We start from the raw sequence: 17,843 nt of genomic DNA, 5'->3' as shown, positions 1-17,843 counted from the left end.
CCCGAAGGGGCGCCCTCCCCGGCCCGCTTGGTACTACTGCTCCTCGTGCACCGTGACTTTGGACTCGCCGTACTCCGCCCGCTCGGCGGCTTCTTCGTCCTGCGCACCGGCGAGCCGCCGCACGCGCCGCTCCCCACCCTCGCGGAGGCGTACACCGCCTCGGCGGCGGATCCGCTGGGCGCGCGGGTGCGCAAGGTGGCCGGTGCGATCCGCGCCCCGGAGGCGAGGATCGCCGCCTCGGTGGCCCACCTGGGGCTCGCCGCCCGGCTGTGGTCGGTGGCGCTGGGCTGCGCCGTGCGCGCCGGGCGGCTCCCCGACCTGGCGCCGTCCCTGCTGCGCTGGGACCCGGAGGGCAGCGCCCCCGACGACCTCTGGCTCACCGAGGTGCGCCCGCTGCCCGCCGCCCCGCAGGACCTCGCCGCCGCTCCCTCGGACCTCGCCGCCACCCCGGAATCCGCCGCCGCGCTCGCGGACGCCGTCCTGCTCGGCCACCTGGAACCGCTGGCCGCGGCCCTGCGGGCCCGCCACCGGCTCGCGCCGGGCCTGCTGCGGGGCAACGCGGCCTCCGCGCTGGCGGGCGCGGCACGGCAGCTGGGCGGCTGGGCCCTGGGCGCGGGCCGCCCGGAGGAGGCCGCCCGCGCGCACGATCTGGCCGTACGCCTGCTCGCGCACCCGCTGCTCGCCGGGGCGGGCACGTACGGCGCCACCGGCTTCCGGCGGCGCAGCTGCTGCCTCTACTACCGGGTGCCGGGCGGCGGTGTCTGCGGGGACTGTTGTTTCACACGAGCCCCGGGGCCTTCCCCGCGCGCCGGATCCGGGTGACCATGAAGGTGACGAGCCGCCACACTCATGGGGGTTGCGGGTGCGCGTGGGACTGCTGACCCGGGAGTATCCGCCGGACGTGTACGGCGGTGCGGGCGTCCATGTCGAGTTCCTGGCCCGGGAGCTGCGGCCGCTCGTGGACCTGCGGGTGCACTGCTGGGGCGAGTCCTCGGCGGCGGAGCGCGCGGCCGGGGTGGACCGGCACCGCCCGTGGCCCGCGCTGGACGGCGCCAACGACGCCCTGCGCACCTTCTCGGTGGACCTCGCGGCGGCCGCCGCCGTCCAGGGCTGCGACCTGCTGCACTCGCACACCTGGTACGCCAACCTCGCCGGACACCTCGGCAAGCTGCTGCACGGCGTGCCGCACGTGGTGACCGCGCACTCCCTGGAGCCGCTGCGCCCCTGGAAGGCCGAGCAGCTCGGCGGCGGCTACGCCCTGTCGGGCTGGGCGGAACGCACCGCGATCGAGGCCGCCGACGCCGTGGTCGCCGTCTCCGCGGCCATGCGCGAGGACATCCTCGGCTGCTACCCGGCGCTGGACCCGGCCCGTGTCCATGTCGTGCACAACGGCATCGACACCGCCCTGTACCGGCCGGATCCGGACACCGACGCGCTCACCCGCCTCGGCCTCGACCCGGACCGCCCCTACGTGCTCTTCGTCGGCCGCATCACCCGGCAGAAGGGCGTGCCCCACCTGCTGCGCGCCGTGCGCGGCATCGACCCGGCGGCCCAGGTCGTGCTGTGCGCGGGCGCCCCCGACACACCGGAGATCGACCGGGAGTTCCGCGATCTGCACCGGGAGCTGGACCGGGTACGCGACGGGGTCCACTGGATCCCCCGGATGCTGCCGCGCCCGGACGTGATCCAGCTGCTCACGCACGCCGCCGTCTTCGTCTGCCCCTCGGTGTACGAGCCGCTCGGCATCGTCAACCTGGAGGCGATGGCCTGCGGCACCCCCGTCGTCGCCTCGCGCGTCGGAGGCATTCCCGAGGTGGTCGAGGACGGCCGTACCGGGGTCCTCGTGGACGTGGGCGACGTGCGCGAGGACGGCGGCGCCGCCTTCGAGGCGGGGCTGGCCCGCGCCCTCGACGCGGTGCTCGCCGACCCGGCGGCCGCGCGCCGGACGGGCGAGGCGGGGCGGCGGCGCGCGGTGGGCGAGTTCGGCTGGGACGCGGTCGCCCGGCGCACGGTCCGGCTCTACGAGGAGGTCCTGGGCCAGGCTTGAGGCGCCGCGCCCCGGGGCAGTAGTGGGGGCAACCGGGTGAGGGGAGCGGCCATGCGTCGTGGTGGACCTTCGGTCCTCGGAATCGTCCTCGCGGGCGGAGAGGGCAAGCGTCTGATGCCCCTGACCGCGGACCGCGCCAAACCGGCGGTCACCTTCGGCGGCACCTACCGCCTGGTCGACTTCGTCCTGTCCAACCTCGTCAACGGCGACATCCTGCGCATCTGCGTGCTCACGCAGTACAAGTCGCACTCGCTGGACCGGCACATCACCACGACCTGGCGCATGTCCAGTCTGCTGGGCAACTACGTCACACCGGTGCCCGCGCAGCAGCGGCTCGGCCCGCGCTGGTACCTGGGCAGCGCCGACGCGATCCTCCAGTCGCTCAACCTCGTCCACGACGAACAGCCCGAGTACGTCGCGGTGTTCGGCGCCGACCACGTCTACCGCATGGACCCGCGGCAGATGCTCCGGCAGCACATCGACAGCGGCGCGGGCGTGACCGTCGCCGGGATCCGGGTGCCGCGCGAGCAGTCGTCCTCGTTCGGGGTGATCACCCCGGGGCCCGACGGGCAGGGCGTCGAGCGGTTCCTGGAGAAGCCCACCGACCCGCCGGGGCTCGCGGGCGATCCCGACCACGTCTTCGCCTCCATGGGCAACTACGTCTTCACCACCAAGGCGCTCGTCGAGGCGCTGCACCGGGACGCCGAGGACGAGGGCTCGGTGCACGACATGGGCGGCTCGATCCTGCCGCGGCTCACCGAGCGGGGCGAGGCGGCCCTGTACGACTTCAGCGCCAACCACGTGCCCGGCGAGACCAGCCGCGACCGGGGCTACTGGCGGGACGTGGGCACCCTCGACGCCTACTACGACGCCCATATGGACCTGATCGCCGAGCGGCCCGCGTTCAACCTGTACAACCGGGACTGGCCGGTCTACACCCACTCCAACCAGCTCTCGCCCGCCCGCTTCAACGCGGGCGGTATCGCGGGGGAGTCCATCATCAGCGCGGGCTGCCTGATCCGCGGCCAGGTCACCCGGTCCGTGCTCTCCCCGGGCGTACGGGTCGACCCCGGCGCGGTGGTGCAGGGCTCGGTGCTGCACGACAACGTCCGCGTCGGCCGGGGCGCGGTGGTGCGCGGCGCGGTCCTGGACAAGAACGTCGAGGTGCCGCCCGGCGCGACCATCGGCGTCAACCCGGAGCGGGACGCGGAGCTGTACACGGTGTCCGGGCGCGGGGTGATCGCCCTGGGCAAGGGCCAGCGGGTGCCGTAGGCGCCGAGCCGGGGGCCCCAGGGTCCGGGGACCGCGACACCCGGGGACCGCGACACCCGCGGATACCGGCCTGACGGCACGTCAGGCGTGATCATGCGGGCAACGACGTCTTCCCCGGAGGTCTTCCCGCATGAGACGGACCCGGCGCCTCGGCCTGTGCGTGGCGGGGGCGGTGGCAGCCTCCGCGCTGACCGCCGCCCCCGCCACGCGGGCCGCCGAGACCCGCGCAGCCGCCCGGCTGACCGACCTGGTCAACCCGTTCATCGGCACCGCGAACGAAGGCAACACCTTCCCCGGCGCCGCCGTGCCCTTCGGCATGGTGCAGTTCTCGCCGGACACCGGTCACAACACCGGCTACGACTACGCCCACCGCCGCATCCGCGGCTTCTCCCTGGTCCATCTCTCCGGGGTCGGCTGCCGGATCGGCGGCGACCTGCCGGTCCTGCCCACCACCGGAGACGTCACCGCGACGGACAACGCGAAGTACGCGGCCGGATTCCGCCACGAGGACGAGCGGGCGAGCCCCGGCTACTACCGGGTCGCGCTCGACTCCGGCATCGAGGCCGAGCTGACGGCGACGGCCCGCACCGGAGTGCAGCGCTACACCTTCCCGGCCACCGGCAAGGCCAACGTCCTGCTCGACGCGGGCCAGGCGCTGCACCGGACGGTCGGCTCCGGCGTGGAGATCCTGGACGACCGCACCGTGCGCACCGAGATCACCGGCCGCGGCTTCTGCGCGGACACCCTCCCGTACACGGTGTACACGATCACCCGCTTCGACCGGCCCTTCACCGCGTACGGCACCTGGGACGGCGCCACCGTCACCCCCGGCGCGCGCACCGGGCACGGCGGCGCCTACCTGCGCTTCGACACCACGGCCGACCGCACGGTGGAGGCGACCACCGCGCTGTCCTACGTCGACGCGGCGGGCGCGGCCGGCAATCTGCGCGCCGAGGGCGGCCGGGCCTTCGACGCGGTGCGCCGGGCGGCCGGGCGCAGCTGGGAGGAGCGGCTGGGGGACGTACGGGTGAGCGGCGGCGACGCGGCCCGCCGCCGGACCTTCTACTCGTCCCTGTATCGGGCCTTCCTCGCGCCGAACGTCGGCAACGACGCCGACGGCCGCTACACCGGCTGGGACCGGCGCGTCCACCGCACCGGCGGCATCACCTACTACCAGAACTGGTCGCTCTGGGACACCTACCGCACCCAGGCCCGGTTCCTCGCGCTGCTCGCGCCCCGCGAGGCCCGGGACATGGCCGTCTCCGTGATCCGGGTGGCCGAGGAGAGCGGCTGGCTGCCCAAGTGGGGCTACGGCACGGTCGAGACGAACGTGATGACCGGCGACCCGGTCACCCCGTTCCTCACCGACGCCTTCCAGCAGGGCCTGCTCAAGGGGTACGAGGAGCGGGCGTACCGCGCGCTGCGCCGCAACGCCGACTCGGTGCCGCCCGCCGACGCCCCGGCGCTGGGCCGCAACGGCAACCCGGACTACCTGGCCCGCGGCTACGTCCCGTACATCAAGGGCCACCGGCCGCCCAAGGCCGGCCACTCCGACTACGCCTTCGGCGCCTCGGCGACCCTGGAGTACGCGCTGTCGGACGCCGTGCTCGCCCAGATGGCCCGTGCCCTGGGCCACCGCGCGGACGCCGGACGGTACGCGGCCCGCTCCCGCAGCTACCGGAACCTGTTCGACCCGGCGACGCGCTTCTTCCGCGCCCGCGACACCGGCGGGGCCTTCACCGGACCGGCGGATCCGGCGCACAGCACGGGCTTCCACGAGGGCACCGCCTGGCACTACCAGTGGCTCGTCCCGCAGGACCTGCCCGGCGTGGTCGGCCTGCTCGGCGGCGAGCGGCCGACCAACGATCGGCTCGACGCGTTCTTCGCCTACGACCGGCTCCTCGCCGACCCCGCCCGCACCGCCCGGGAGAACTGGGTCTCGGGGCCGTACGACTTCTACGACACCGACCGCTACAACCCGCTGAACGAACCCGACCTGCTCGCCCCGTACACCTATCTGTCGACGGGGCAGCCGTGGAAGACCACCGACGTGGTGCACGCCGCGCTGACCCTGTTCACCGACGAACCGGCCGGGCTGACCGGCAACGACGACCTCGGCACCATGTCGGCCTGGGACGTGCTGTCGTCCATCGGCCTGTACCCGGTGCAGCCCGGCTACGGCACCTGGGGCCTGTCCACCCCCGTGTTCGACCGGGTCGACCTGCGGCTCGACCCCCGCTACCACCCGCGCGGCGCGCTCACCGTCCTGGCGCCCGGGACCTCCCGCGAGGCCCGGTACACCCGGACGGTCCGCGCCGACGGGGTGACCCACGACCGGACGTATCTGACCACCGGCGAACTGCGCCGACTGCGGACGCTGCGCTACACCGTGGGCGCGCAGCCCTCGGCGTGGGGCACGTCGGCGCAGGCGGCGCCGCCCGTCCTGCGCTGACCGCGTCCGGCGCCCCCTGACAACCGCGTGTCCCGCCCCGGGCGGCCGGGGCGGGACCCCATCCGTTTTTAACTGTGCGTAACTTGATCACGCTTGACCGTGATCGACAGGAGTTGTTCACTGCAAAGACCCCATCGCCGACGCGAGGTAAGCCCGTGACCCCTGATCTGCTCGCTCCCCTCGACCTGGCGTTCTGGAACATCGAGTCCGCCGGGCACCCGATGCACCTCGGCGCGCTCGGCGTCTTCGCGGCCCCCTCGCCCGGCGACGCGGCCCACGCCGCCGACCTGCTCGCCGCCCGCGCCGCCGCGGTGCCCGGTCTGCGTATGCGCATCCGCGACGTGTGGCACCCGCTCGGCCTGCACCGGCCCGGTGCCGACGGGCTGCGCGGCGCCCTGGCGAAGGGCCTGCGGCAGCCGCTCGGCTTCGGCGGCGCCGCCCGCGAACCCGACCCCCGCTTCGACCCGCTGAACCACATCCACCTGCACGCCCCCGTCCCCGGCTTCCACACGGCGGCCGGACGGCTCATGCAGCGCCCCCTGGAACGCGGCCTGCCGCCGTGGGAGGCCCATGTGCTGCCCGCGGCGGACGGGACCGGCTTCGCGGTGCTGTTCAAGTTCCACCACGCCCTCGCCGACGGCCTGCGCGCCCTCACCCTCGCCGCCGCGATCCTCGACCCGGTCGACCTGCCCCGGCGCGGCCCCGGCCCCGCCGCACCGCGGCGCGGCCCGCTGCCCGAGGTGCGCGCGCTGCCCGGACTGGTCCGCGACGCCCTCGGCGACCTGGGCCGGGCCCTGGACATCGGCGCCCGCGTCGCCCGCTCCACCCTCGCCACCCGCCCCGTCCCCGCCCTCACCGCCGCACCCACCGGCACCCGCCGCACCGCGGGCGTGGCCGTCGACATCGACGACGTCCACCTGGTCCGCAAGGCCGTCGGCGGCACCGTCAACGACGTACTGATCGCGGTCGTCGCGGGCGCCCTGCGCCGCTGGCTGGAGGAGCGCGGCGAGCCCGTCGAGGGCCTCGCGCCCCGCGCCCTCATCCCCGTCTCCCGGCGCCGCCCGCGCACCGCCCAGCCGCCGGGCAACCGGCTCTCCGGCTATCTGACGCACCTGCCCGTCGGCGTCGCCGACCCGCTGCGCCGGCTCGCCGCCGTCCGCGCCGCCATGGACCGCAACAAGGACGCCGGACCCGACCGGGGTGCCGGGGCCGTCGCCCTGCTCGCCGACCATGTGCCCGCCCTCGGCCACCGGCTCGGCGGCCCGCTGGTCGGACAGGCCGCCCGGCTCTGGTTCGACATCCTGGTCACCAGCGTCCCGCTGCCCGGCTTCGGGCTGCGCCTGGCCGGCCACCCGCTCACCGAGGTCTACCCCTTCGCGCCGCTCGCCCGCGGCCAGTCCCTGGCCGTCGCGATCTCCACCTACCGCGGCCAGGTCCACTACGGGCTCGTCGCCGACGCCGAGGCCGTGCCCGACCTGCACCGGCTGGCCCGCGCGGTGACCGAGGAGGTGGAGACCCTCATCACCGTCTGCGCCCCCTGAACCCGCGCCGCACCGGCCCGCGCGCCGCCCGGCCGGCCATGATCGCCACGCGTTTGGCGGTCGGCCGCACCGCTGCCGTAAAATCCCCCGTTCGACGGCGGGCGCGACTCGGAGCGCCACGGGAACCAGCAGGGAAGCGGCGCGATGACGGTGACAGACGAGGGCCCCACGGCCACGGACGAGGTGGTGTACGCGCCGGGCGGCGAGCCCGCGTACGGGCCCGGTATCGACCCCGAGCGCCTGGCCGTCTGCCTCGACGTGCTCCGCGAACTGGACGAGATCGAGGTCGACCACCCCGACGCCGTCGCGGTGCGCCGGGCCACCTCCCACATCTACCGCACGGTCAAGCAGCGCCGCCGCCAGGAGCGCCGCGCCGCCAAGACCTCCCACGACAAGACGGTCACCGAGGCCACCGCCACCGGCTCCGCGCAGCGCATCGACGACGAGACCGAGGGCATCCTGCCCTCCTCGCGCACCGGAGAGGGACAGATCGCGGGGATACTCCAGCGCCCGCGCTCCTGCTACGTCTGCAAGCAGCGCTACGTCGAGGTCGACTACTTCTACCACCAGCTGTGCCAGAAGTGCGCCGCCGAGAACCGGGCCCGCCGCGACGCGCGCGCCGACCTGACCGGCAAGCGCGCGCTGCTCACCGGCGGCCGGGCCAAGATCGGCATGTACATCGCGCTCCGGCTGCTGCGCGACGGCGCCCACACCACGATCACCACCCGCTTCCCGGGCGACGCGATCCGGCGCTTCAAGGCCCAGCCCGACAGCGCCGACTGGATCCACCGGCTGAAGATCGTCGGTATCGACCTGCGCGACCCCGCCCAGGTCGTCTCGCTCGCCGACTCGGTCGCCGCCGAGGGCCCGCTGGACATCCTGATCAACAACGCCGCCCAGACGGTACGGCGCTCCCCGCAGGCCTACAGCGAGCTGATCTCCGCCGAGTCGGCCCCGCTGCCCGCCGGTGAGCTGCCCGCCTCCGAGGTGATCGGCACCTTCGGCTCCGGCGCGGTCGCCGCGCTGCCGGTGGCGGGCTCCGGGATGCTCGGCGCCCAGGACGTCACCGACCTGGCCCTCGTCTCCGGTTCGGCGTCCCTGGAGCGCATCGCCGCCGGGACGGCCATCGACGCGGGCGGCCTGGTGCCCGACCTGCACGACACCAACAGCTGGATCCAGACGGTCGAGGAGGTCACGCCGGTCGAGCTGCTGGAGGTGCAGCTGTGCAACTCCACCGCGCCCTTCCTGCTGATCAGCCGACTGCGCCCGGCGATGGCCGCGGCGGCGGCCCGCCGTACGTACATCGTCAACGTCTCCGCCATGGAGGGTGTCTTCGACCGCGGCTACAAGGGCGCCGGGCACCCGCACACCAACATGGCCAAGGCCGCCCTGAACATGCTCACCCGCACCGCCGCCCAGGAGATGTTCGAGAAGGACGGCATCCTGATGACGGCCGTCGACACCGGCTGGATCACCGACGAGCGTCCGCACCCCGACAAGGTGCGCCTGGCCGAGGCCGGCTTCCACGCCCCGCTGGACCTGGTCGACGGCGCCGCCCGCGTCTACGACCCGATCGTGCGCGGCGAGGAGGGCGAGGACCTGTACGGCGTCTTCCTGAAGGACTACGCGCCCGGCAAGTGGTGAGGCCCGCTCGCGTACGTGCTCGCTGAGGTGCCGTCAGTCGACGGCGCCCAGCCGGGAGTTGCGGGCCGCGACCAGGTCCAGGACGGTGCGCCAGTCCTCCAGCACCCCGGCGGCCGCGCCGTCGCCCGGACCCGGGGTGCGGGCCTCCTCGGCCGCGAGGCGCAGGGCCAGGGCGTCCTCGTCGACCGGCCGGACGGGGCGGCCGTCGGCGGCGTACGCCTGCTGCCGCAGCAGCCGGAAGACGCGCTCCCCGAGCAGTCCGCGGACCGCTTCGGCGGCCCGGAGGGCACCGGCCCGCGAGTCCGTGCCCGCGCCCTCGCCGCCGCCTTCGCCCGCACCGGGCAGTCCGCCGACGGCCAGGGCGAGACCCGCGATCTGCAACTCCTTGTCGGCCGGACGGCTGCGGCGCAGCAGCGCGGCGGTCCGCAGGGCGTGCGCGCAGGGATCGGTGCGGTGCCCGGGGCGGCCGGGCACACGGGCGTCCCGCCCGGCGTGCAGCAGGTCCATCAGTTCCTCGACACTGCGCAGCTCCATGCGTCAGTCCTCCCGCGGGACGGCCGGTGCGGTACGTCAGCAGAGCACGGCGAGCTTGCGGCGCGGCCAACGGGACCTGAACTGCGTGCCGTCCGCCGAACGGGTGAACCCCGGCTCGCGCGACAAAGCGACAAATCGCCTCTTATATGGCTCAATGAACATGCCTGACTTCCGATAGTTACCTGGTTTTTGCAGCCCCATCGAGCAGGGGGGTGCTCATTTGGTTAATCTGGAGTAGGCGGACAGCACCAAAGGGTTCCCACCACACCCACGGTCCGCCCCGGGGTGAACCGGTGCCCAACGGCCCGCTCGGACCTCAGTTGCCGGCGCCACCGCGTCCGACCTGTCTCGACCCAGACCCGAGCGGGTGTCAGGCGCCGCAGCGCAGACTGCCGGTTGACCGCCCCGAGGGTGACCGACACATAAGGAGTGCGCGGTGACACCGGAGAAGACCAATCGCGAGCAGCGCCCCGAGGAACGCACGGAGCGCGTGGGCCGACGGCCCGGAGACCTCGGCAGCCTCGACGTGTGGGCGCGGTCCGCCCCCATCCGCCTGGCCGGGTACGAGGACGACCTCGCCGAGCCGCACATCCTGCCCAGCGTCGACTGACCACCCGGACCGGTCGCCCGAGGCATGGGCGTGCGAGACTCGCGCCCATGCTGATCAGGGAAGCAACGGACCACGACTGGCCGCGCATCTGGCCGTTCTGGCACCGGATCGTCGCCGCCGGGGAGACCTACGCCTGGGACCCGGACACCTCCGAACAGGACGCCCGCGCCCTGTGGACCGGCCCCGGCAAGCGGGTCTTCGTCGCCGAGGACGACGACGGCACGATCCTCGGCTCCGCCTACGTGAAGCCCAACTACGGCGGGCCCGCCGCGGACATCGCCAACGCGGGCTTCATGGTCGACCCGGACCGCACCGGCCGCGGCGCGGGCCGCGCCCTCGCCGAACACGTCCTCGCGGCGGCCCGGGACGACGGCTACCGCGGCATGGTCTTCAACGCCGTCGTCGAGACCAACCCGGCCGTGGGCCTGTGGACTTCGCTCGGCTTCACCGTCCTCGGCACCGTGCCGCGGGCGTACCGGCACCCGCGGCACGGCCTGGTGGGGCTGCACATCATGTACCGGGACCTCTGAACGCACCGGGACCTCTGAGCGGTACGGCGGCGCCGCCGACCGGGCCCGGGGTGCGTGCGGCACGCGGCCGGGCCGGGCGGACGGTGCGCGGGTTCAGTCCAGCGGGGCGGTGCGCGGCCACGGGCGCCGTCGCTCGATCCGCTCCGCCAGGTCCAGCAGGACGGCCTCCGTGCCGGGGCGCCCCACCAGCTGCACCGCGCACGGCGCACCGGAGGGCAGGGTGCCGAACGGCACCACCGCCGCGGGCCAGCCGGTCAGGTTCCACGGCCCGGTCATCGGTGAACAGGCGCCGTTGACCGCGACGTTGCGCAGCCAGCCCCGCTCGTGCCAGGCCACGGCCCGCGGCGGGCGGCGGGCCAGCGCCGGACAGAGCAGCACGTCGTGCTCGGCGAAGAACGGCGCGAGCCGCTCCCGCAGCCGTTCCCGCGCGTCACCCGTGCGGACCCCCTCGACGAACCGCCGCCCGACGGCGGCCTGCACCCGGGTGCGCCGGGCCAGTTGCCGCGGATCCAGGCCCACGGCGTCCATGGCCGTACCGGCACTCCAGTGCCGCAGCGCGGTGAACCCGATCGACGCCGGATAGGGCGGATCGGCGCGCCGCACCCGGTGGCCCTCCCGCGCCAGCAGCCGCGCCGCCTCCCGTACGGCGCCGGCGTACGGCGGGGTGACCGTCGTCCCGCGCAGCGGCGCGCGCACCGACGCGGCCACCGACGGCGCCGACTGCTCGGCGGTGGACGGTACTTCGGTGTCCGCCAGCACCGAGAGCATCAGCCGCGCGTCCGCGACCGTCGTGGCGAGCGGCCCGTTCTCCGACATGCCGAACCAGTCGCCGTTGCCGATGCCGGCCGGCACCACCCGGTGGCCCGGCTTGACGGTGACCAGGCCGCAGGCGGCGGCCGGGATGCGCAGCGAGCCCATGCCGTCGTTGCCGAGCGCGAGCGGCACCATCCCGGCGGCGACCGCCGCCGCGCTGCCCCCCGACGAACCGCCCGCCGTGCGCGAGGTGTCCCACGGATTGCGGGTGACGCCGTGCACGCCCTCGGTGGTGCCGAAGATGCACAGCTCGGGCACGTTGGTCAGCCCCACCACGACCGCGCCCGCCGCCCGCAGCCGGGCGACGGTGACATGGTCCTGGGTCTGCGGCAGCCCGGAGGTCGCCGCGGAGCCGTTCCGGGTGGACTCGCCGCGTACGGCGAGGTTGTCCTTGACGGCCACCGGCACGCCCGCCAGGGGGAGTTGGGTCAGATCCGGCCGGGCCCCGACCGCGTCGGCCTCCTCCAGCGCCGCACGGGCGCGGACGGTGCGAAAGGCGCCGATCCGGCCGTCGAGCCGCTCGATGCGGGCCAGATGCGCGGCCACCACCGCACGGGCGGTGACCCGCTTCTCGCGTACGGCGGCGGCGATCTCGACGGCACTGCGGCCGGCCCAGTCGGTCACGGGCACTCCTCGGCGGAAGGTCGGAAACTCCGAAAGCGGGGGCGGACAGGGCGTACTGGCGAGTACGTGGGGTGAACTCTGCCCGGAGCGGGCCCCTCGCGTCGAGAGGCCGCGTCCGGCCGCCACCACCGGCGGCCCCCGGCCTGCCCGGCAGGGGGAGGGATCATGGCCGTAGAGGAACGAGAACCGGGGACGAGGGAGAGGACGAGAAGGCGTGGATGTGTACGAGGCCGTGGACAGTCGCCGGGCCGTGCGGGCGTTCGGCGACGAGCCGGTGCCCGAGGATGTGCTCGAACGCGTCCTGGCCGCGGCGGCGAGAGCACCGTCGAGCGGCAACCTCCAGCCGTGGCACCTGTACGTCGTGACCGGCGAGCCGCTGGCCGAGCTGAAGCGGCGGGCCACGGCCAGGGCACTGGCGGGCGACCCGGGCGACGAGCGGGAGTATCCGATGTACCCGGCCGAACTGACACCGCCCTATCTGGACCGCTTCACCGCCGCTGCCGCCCAGCGGTACGCGGCCCTGGGGATCGAGCGCGACGATCCCGCACGGCCCATGAAGATCGCCGCGCTGAACTCGGGGGCGTTCGGGGCGCCGGCCGTGCTGTTCTGCTACCTCGACCGGACGATGGGGCCGGGGCAGTGGGGGGACGCCGGGATGTACCTCCAGACGGTCATGCTGCTGCTCCGGGCGGAGGGGCTGCACAGCTGTCCCCAGGTGATGTGGACGATGTACCGGAAGACGGTCGGGGAGGTGGTCGGAGCGGGGGACGGGCGCGTGCTGTTCTGCGGGGTCGCGGTGGGGTTCGAGAAGGACGGCGCGCCGCAACCGCGCACCGGGCGGGCGGACATGGCGGAGACGGTGACCTTCGTCGGGCGGTGACCCCCGCCCGGCCGCGGGTCCGCGCCGCCGGTCCGGAACCGGGCAGGGCCCTGGCCGCGTCTCGCCGGATGCCGGGCGAGGACACGTCCGGCATCCGGCGGGACCGGGCGGGACGGGGTGTCCCCGCCGGTCCGCCGCGGTGCCGGGACGCCCGGGTGCACGCGACGCGTAGGCGGCCCGCCCGGGTGGGTCTATGGTCGGAAGCACAGGGCGAGCACGAGGGGAAGTAGTCGGCGATGGCGCAGGACGAGGCCGTGATCGGCTGCATGGGGGAGCTTCTCATCGGCACCCGCGGATCCGCCGGTCCCGGCGAGATCCTGGTGCGGGTCAGAGGCGGCTCCGAGACCTTCCTCGCCTGGTCGCAGGAACCGTTGCCGATCGGTGCGACGGTCCTCGTGGTGGACTCCCGCGGACGCCGTGAGGTAGACGTGATCGAGTGGGCCGACCCCCTGGACCGGTTGCGCGACGATGCGGCCGACGCAGGCTAAGGAGAACAGACCATGTTCGGTTACCGTGTTCCCGCCCCCGACGAGGCGATGCTGATCTCGGGCGGCAGGCGGGGACTGGGGGGCGCGCCGTTTAGGGTGGTGACGGGGCACGGCAAGTTCGTGCTCCCGGTGTTCCGCAAGGTCCGCTTCCTCACCCTGTCGATGTGCGAGTCGGAGGTCGTCGAGACCTGCGTCACCCGGCAGGGCATCGCGCTGCATGTGCGCGCCGTCATTGCCTTCAAGGTCGGCAACGACCCGGAGAGCATCATCAACGCCGGGCAGCGCTTCCTCTCCGACCAGGACCAGATGTCCGTCCTGACCGGGCGGATCTTCGCCGGTCACCTGCGCGCCATCATCGGTTCGATGACCGTGGAGGAGATCGTCACCGAGCGGCAGAAGCTCGCCGCCGAGGTGCTCGACACCTCCAAGACGGAGATGGCGAAGATCGGCCTGATCGTGGACTCGCTCCAGATCCAGTCCATCGACGACGGCGACACCGGGTACATCGACGCCATGTCCGCGCCGCACAAGGCGGCCATCCAGCGGCAGGCGCAGATCGCCCAGGCGCAGGCCAACCAGGCCGCCGCCGAGGCGGAGCAGGAGGCGGCCCGCAGGCAGGCCGAGTACGCCCGCCAGACCGCCGTCGTCAAGGCGGAGTACTCCGCCGAGGTGGACCGGGCCCAGGCACAGGCCGCGCAGGCCGGGCCGCTGGCGCTGGCGCATGCCCAGCAGGAGGTGCTCGCCGCCCAGACGGAGCTGGCCCAGCGGCAGGCCGAACTGCGCCAGCAGGAGCTGGTCGCCGAGATCGTCAAGCCCGCCGAGGCGGACGCCGAGCGGGTCAGGATCCTCGCCGCGGCCGAGGCCCAGCGGATGAAGGTCCAGGCCGAGGCCGCCGCGTCCTACGACCGTGTCGCGCTCGACCGGATGCTGATCGACCAGCTCCCGCAGATCGTCAAGGAGGCTGCGGGCGGCCTCTCCGGTGCCAACGTCAACGTCCTCAACGGCGCGGACGGCCTCGGCGAGATCGCGGCGGGGCTGGTCGCCCAGGGTCTGACCATCCTGGACTCGGTACGGCAGAACCTGAACGGCGGTGGCGGTGGCGGTGGCGGCCAGGGCGGCGGCGCCCGGCGCGACGGCTCAGGACCGGCCGCGGCGGACACCGGCCGCCGCGAACTCCAGGGCCCGCGGCCCGCGACCCCGGACAACGGGTCGCAGGCGCCGGGCCGGGGCGGCAAGGGAACGGCCGAGTAGGGCCCCGCGTGCGGTCCCGCCCCGCGGCGGGACCGCAGCGACAGCACCGGGCGTCGGGCGGCCGTCCGTGTCGTCGGCCTGGCCGATACCCCGCCTGCCGCGTGCGGCCTGCCGTCCACCGGCCGCTCTCGGGTTCGACGGCGTCCGGGGGATCGCCGACCGCCGGCACTCGGCCGCCGACCGTGTCGCCGCACCGGCCGACACCCCGACGGCCGCCTGCGGCCCCGGGCGCGATCATCGGCACCGCCGTACTCCACCGGCCCCGCCCGCCGTCAGGCGTGCTCAGCCGAGTCGGTGGCACGCACACGCCCACCGGCGACCGCCGGGCCGTTACGGCTCCCGGTACGCCCCCACCGGCACCGCGCCGGATGCCGGGCGTATCCGTTCACCGGGAACCACCGGACCGGTCCGGCTCCGGGCGTGGCCACCGGCACCCGCCGGATGCCGGGCGTACCCGTACACCGGGAACCACCGGAGCACCGGGCCACCGGATCACCCTGGCTCCCGGGCGCGGCCACCGAGCCCACCGGCCCCGCCCGCCGCCGGGCGCGCTCAGCCGACGCGGTCGCCCGCCCCCGCCTGGGCGCCCGCCTCCGGCGCGTCCCGCGCCGGCCCCGTGCTGTCGCGTTCGATCAGGCGGGGGACCGGGACGCGGACCGTGCGGGCCGGGCCGCCGTCCAAGAGGGCGGTCAGCGCGCGGGCCGCCGTACGGCCGAACTCCATGCTGTCCCGCGACAGGGCGGACAGCCACGGCTTGACCATGCGGCACAGCGCGGAGTCCTCCCAGGCGACCACCGACACGTCCGCCGGGACGGAGTAGCCCAGTTCGGTCGCGGCGGCCACGCCCGCCAGGGCCATCACGTCGTTGTCGTAGATCAGGGCTGTCGGGGGGGACGGCGAGCTCAGTATCCGGCGGGTGACGGCGGCGCCCTCCGCGTCCGAGTAGTCCGTGGTCACCGACTCGACGCCGGTCAGCCCGCGCCGCTCGGCCTCGGTGCGCAGCGTCCGGATCCGGCGCTCGGTGTGGGCGAGCCCGGCCAGGCCCGCGATGTGCATGATGCGCCGGTGGCCGAGCCCGTAGAGCCCGTCCACCACCGAGGCCATGGCGCCCGCGTCGTCCGCCCACACGGTGGACAGGCCCGGGTGCCGCTCGTCGGGGGCGCCGCCGATCACCACGGCGGGCAGGCCGAGTTCGTCGAGCAGACCGGGGCGCGGGTCGTCGGTGCGCGGGTCCACGACGAGGACGCCGTCCACCCGGTGCTCGGCCCACCATCTGCGATATACGTCACACTCGTCCGGTACGTCCTCCACCACCTGGAAGAGCAGCCCGAGATGGCGCTCGGAGAGCACTTCCTGGATGCCGGAGACCAGTTGCAGGAAGAACGAGTCGACGCCGAGTGTGTCGGCGGGCCGGGCCAGCACGAAGCCGATCGTGGCCGCGCCCTCCCCGGACAGCGCGCGGGCCGCCGTACTGGGCCGCCAGCCCAGCTGTTCGGCGACCCGGCGGACCCGGTCGCGGGTGACCTCGGAGACACCGGGCCGGTCGTTGAGCGCGAACGAGACGGCGCTCTCGGAGACACCGGCACGGCGCGCGATGTCCTTCATCGTCGGACGGCGCGCCGGGGTCCGCTTGGCCGGCATGTTCCCCCTCTTTTCACAGCGGTGATCACTAAAGCGCTTGAGTGGACGCAGCCTAAAGCGCATTAGTCCTCGCGGGCAAGTCCCTACTCGGACCCCGGTGACCTGGACTAATGTGGCCGAGGTAGCTTTAGCAGGCCCGAATCCATTGACTTTTGATGAACTCGGCATGCATCGTCACTGCCGACACCAGCCGTCGACGCCGCAAGGGAGCCGTGTCACCGTGCCCATATCCCGCAGAGCACTCGCCGCCGCAGCCATCACCGCCCTCGTCCTGCCGTTGAGCGCCTGTGGCTCCGGCGGGGACGACGCCGGTTCGACGGACGCGTCGGGCAAGGTCGAGGGCAACATCACCTTCCAGACCTGGAACCTGCGCGCCAACTTCAAGGACTACTTCGAGGGCGTCATCGGCGACTTCGAGAAGAAGTACCCGGGCACGCACGTCAAGTGGGTCGACCAGCCCGCCGAGGGCTACCCCGACAAGATCAGCGCGGACGCGGCCGGCGGCACCCTGCCCGACGTCGTCAACGTCGCCCCGGACCTGGTCGCGCCGCTCGCCAAGGCGGGCCTGGCGATGGACCTGGACAAGGCCGCCGCCAAGTACAAGGGCGAGTACCTGCCCGGCGCCTGGGCCAGCCACCAGGTCCCCGGCCTGCCCGGCACGTACGCCTTCCCCTGGTACCTGAACACCGGCCCGCTGTTCTACAACAAGACCCTCTTCAAGCAGGCGGGCCTGGACGCCGAGAAGCCGCCGAAGACCTACGACGAGCTCTTCACGGACGCCCTCCAGCTCGCCGAGAAGACCGACGGCAAGGTCGCCACCCTCGCCAATGTGCCCACCATCGAGGACTTCGGCCGCTACGGCTCGACGCTGACGAACAAGGAGGGCACCGGCTTCGCCTTCAACGACGCGAAGGGTGTCGAACTCCTCACCAAGTACAAGCAGTTGTACGACGCCAAGGCGCTCGACCCGCAGGCGCTCACCGCCACCCCGGAGTCGACCGGCAAGAAGTTCCTCACCGGTGCCGTGGCCATGAACCCGGGCAGCGCCCTGGACCTGGACAACTTCAAGAAGCAGGCGCCGAACCTGTACAAGAACATCGGTATCACCGACCAGATCACCAGCACCGGCCACGTCAACATGTACGTGCAGGGCCTGATGGTGAACGCGAAGACCAGGAACACGCCCGCCGCCGTCGCGTTCGCGCACTTCGTCACCGACGCCGAGCACCAGATGTCCTTCGCCAAGAAGGTCGCCATCTTCCCGAGCACCGCGGGCTCGCTCAACGACCCGTACTTCACCAAGGAGGACGGCACCGACGAGACCCGGGTCCGGGTCGCCGCCGCCAAGTCCCTGAAGACCGCGGTCAACTACACGCCCGTGCAGTTCAGCGACCAGATGAAGACGGCGCTGCGCAACGAGGTCGCCAAGGCGCTCCAGGGCAAGCAGAGCCCCAAGGACGCGCTCGACAACGCTGTCAAGGCATGTGACCAGCTTCTGAAGCAGCAGGGATAACGC

General features: G+C 73.9%; 15 protein-coding genes. 12 read left to right on the top strand and 3 right to left on the bottom strand.

The window, feature by feature from the left end; all coding sequences use genetic code 11:
* Positions 1-45: 45 nt before the first annotated feature.
* The 6 genes from B086_RS0119715 to B086_RS0119690 all read left to right on the top strand — a co-directional run bounded on the left by B086_RS0119715 (position 46) and on the right by B086_RS0119690 (position 8,956).
* The gene (locus B086_RS0119715) at positions 46-822 is read left to right on the top strand and encodes a (2Fe-2S)-binding protein (RefSeq protein WP_420712553.1); all 777 of its coding nucleotides are present in this window, start codon (positions 46-48) and stop codon (positions 820-822) included.
* Positions 823-862: 40 nt separating this feature from the next.
* Complete coding sequence (glgA, locus tag B086_RS0119710; RefSeq protein WP_018568155.1) at positions 863-2,047, top strand: glycogen synthase; 1,185 nt, start codon at positions 863-865, stop codon at positions 2,045-2,047.
* A gap of 51 nt (positions 2,048-2,098) precedes the next feature.
* The gene (gene glgC, locus B086_RS0119705) at positions 2,099-3,319 is read left to right on the top strand and encodes a glucose-1-phosphate adenylyltransferase (protein WP_026252585.1); all 1,221 of its coding nucleotides are present in this window, start codon (positions 2,099-2,101) and stop codon (positions 3,317-3,319) included.
* A gap of 130 nt (positions 3,320-3,449) precedes the next feature.
* Positions 3,450-5,771 (top strand): GH92 family glycosyl hydrolase, encoded by a 2,322-nt coding sequence (locus tag B086_RS0119700; RefSeq protein WP_018568153.1) that lies wholly within the window; start codon positions 3,450-3,452, stop codon positions 5,769-5,771.
* 155 nt (positions 5,772-5,926) lie between these two features.
* Positions 5,927-7,312, top strand: coding sequence for a wax ester/triacylglycerol synthase family O-acyltransferase (locus tag B086_RS0119695; RefSeq protein ID WP_018568152.1), 1,386 nt, complete (start codon positions 5,927-5,929; stop codon positions 7,310-7,312).
* Positions 7,313-7,456: 144 nt separating this feature from the next.
* Complete coding sequence (locus B086_RS0119690; protein ID WP_018568151.1) at positions 7,457-8,956, top strand: SDR family NAD(P)-dependent oxidoreductase; 1,500 nt, start codon at positions 7,457-7,459, stop codon at positions 8,954-8,956.
* A 33-nt stretch (positions 8,957-8,989) separates the two neighbouring features.
* Here the strand turns inward: B086_RS0119690 and B086_RS0119685 are convergent, their stop codons facing one another.
* Positions 8,990-9,490 (bottom strand): hypothetical protein, encoded by a 501-nt coding sequence (locus tag B086_RS0119685; protein ID WP_018568150.1) that lies wholly within the window; start codon positions 9,488-9,490, stop codon positions 8,990-8,992.
* A 436-nt stretch (positions 9,491-9,926) separates the two neighbouring features.
* Between B086_RS0119685 and B086_RS44140 the strand changes: the two genes are divergently transcribed.
* Positions 9,927-10,100 carry a hypothetical protein gene (locus B086_RS44140; RefSeq protein WP_018568149.1) on the top strand — a complete coding sequence of 58 codons (174 nt, stop codon included), beginning with the start codon at positions 9,927-9,929 and terminating at the stop codon, positions 10,098-10,100.
* Between the two features lie 47 nt (positions 10,101-10,147).
* On the top strand, positions 10,148-10,630 hold the full coding sequence (locus B086_RS0119675; RefSeq protein WP_018568148.1) for a GNAT family N-acetyltransferase: 483 nt from the start codon (positions 10,148-10,150) through the stop codon (positions 10,628-10,630).
* 93 nt (positions 10,631-10,723) lie between these two features.
* On the opposite strand, the gene B086_RS0119670 is transcribed toward B086_RS0119675, so the two are convergent.
* The gene (locus tag B086_RS0119670; RefSeq protein WP_018568147.1) at positions 10,724-12,067 is read right to left on the bottom strand and encodes an amidase; all 1,344 of its coding nucleotides are present in this window, start codon (positions 12,065-12,067) and stop codon (positions 10,724-10,726) included.
* Positions 12,068-12,281: 214 nt separating this feature from the next.
* Between B086_RS0119670 and B086_RS0119665 the strand changes: the two genes are divergently transcribed.
* From B086_RS0119665 to B086_RS0119655, 3 genes are all read left to right on the top strand, one after another.
* Positions 12,282-12,947: a nitroreductase gene (locus B086_RS0119665; protein WP_018568146.1), complete on the top strand. Its 666-nt coding sequence runs from the start codon at positions 12,282-12,284 to the stop codon at positions 12,945-12,947.
* Between the two features lie 236 nt (positions 12,948-13,183).
* Positions 13,184-13,435, top strand: a complete 252-nt coding sequence (locus tag B086_RS0119660; RefSeq protein WP_018568145.1) for a hypothetical protein — start codon at positions 13,184-13,186, stop codon at positions 13,433-13,435.
* Positions 13,436-13,447: 12 nt separating this feature from the next.
* Complete coding sequence (locus B086_RS0119655) at positions 13,448-14,686, top strand: SPFH domain-containing protein (RefSeq protein WP_018568144.1); 1,239 nt, start codon at positions 13,448-13,450, stop codon at positions 14,684-14,686.
* Between the two features lie 552 nt (positions 14,687-15,238).
* Here the strand turns inward: B086_RS0119655 and B086_RS0119650 are convergent.
* Complete coding sequence (locus tag B086_RS0119650) at positions 15,239-16,327, bottom strand: LacI family DNA-binding transcriptional regulator (RefSeq protein WP_018568143.1); 1,089 nt, start codon at positions 16,325-16,327, stop codon at positions 15,239-15,241.
* Between the two features lie 220 nt (positions 16,328-16,547).
* Here B086_RS0119650 and B086_RS0119645 point away from each other — a divergent pair, with 220 nt between their 5' ends.
* A complete protein-coding gene (locus B086_RS0119645) occupies positions 16,548-17,840 on the top strand; it encodes an ABC transporter substrate-binding protein (RefSeq protein WP_018568142.1) in 1,293 nt (430 codons plus the stop codon).
* The last annotated feature ends 3 nt before the right edge of the window (positions 17,841-17,843 follow it).

The organism is Streptomyces sp. PsTaAH-124 (assembly GCF_000373685.1).
Lineage (GTDB): Bacteria > Actinomycetota > Actinomycetes > Streptomycetales > Streptomycetaceae > Streptomyces > Streptomyces andamanensis.
Note: the sequence above shows the minus strand (reverse complement) of the source record. Positions and strands in the feature narration are given on the sequence as shown.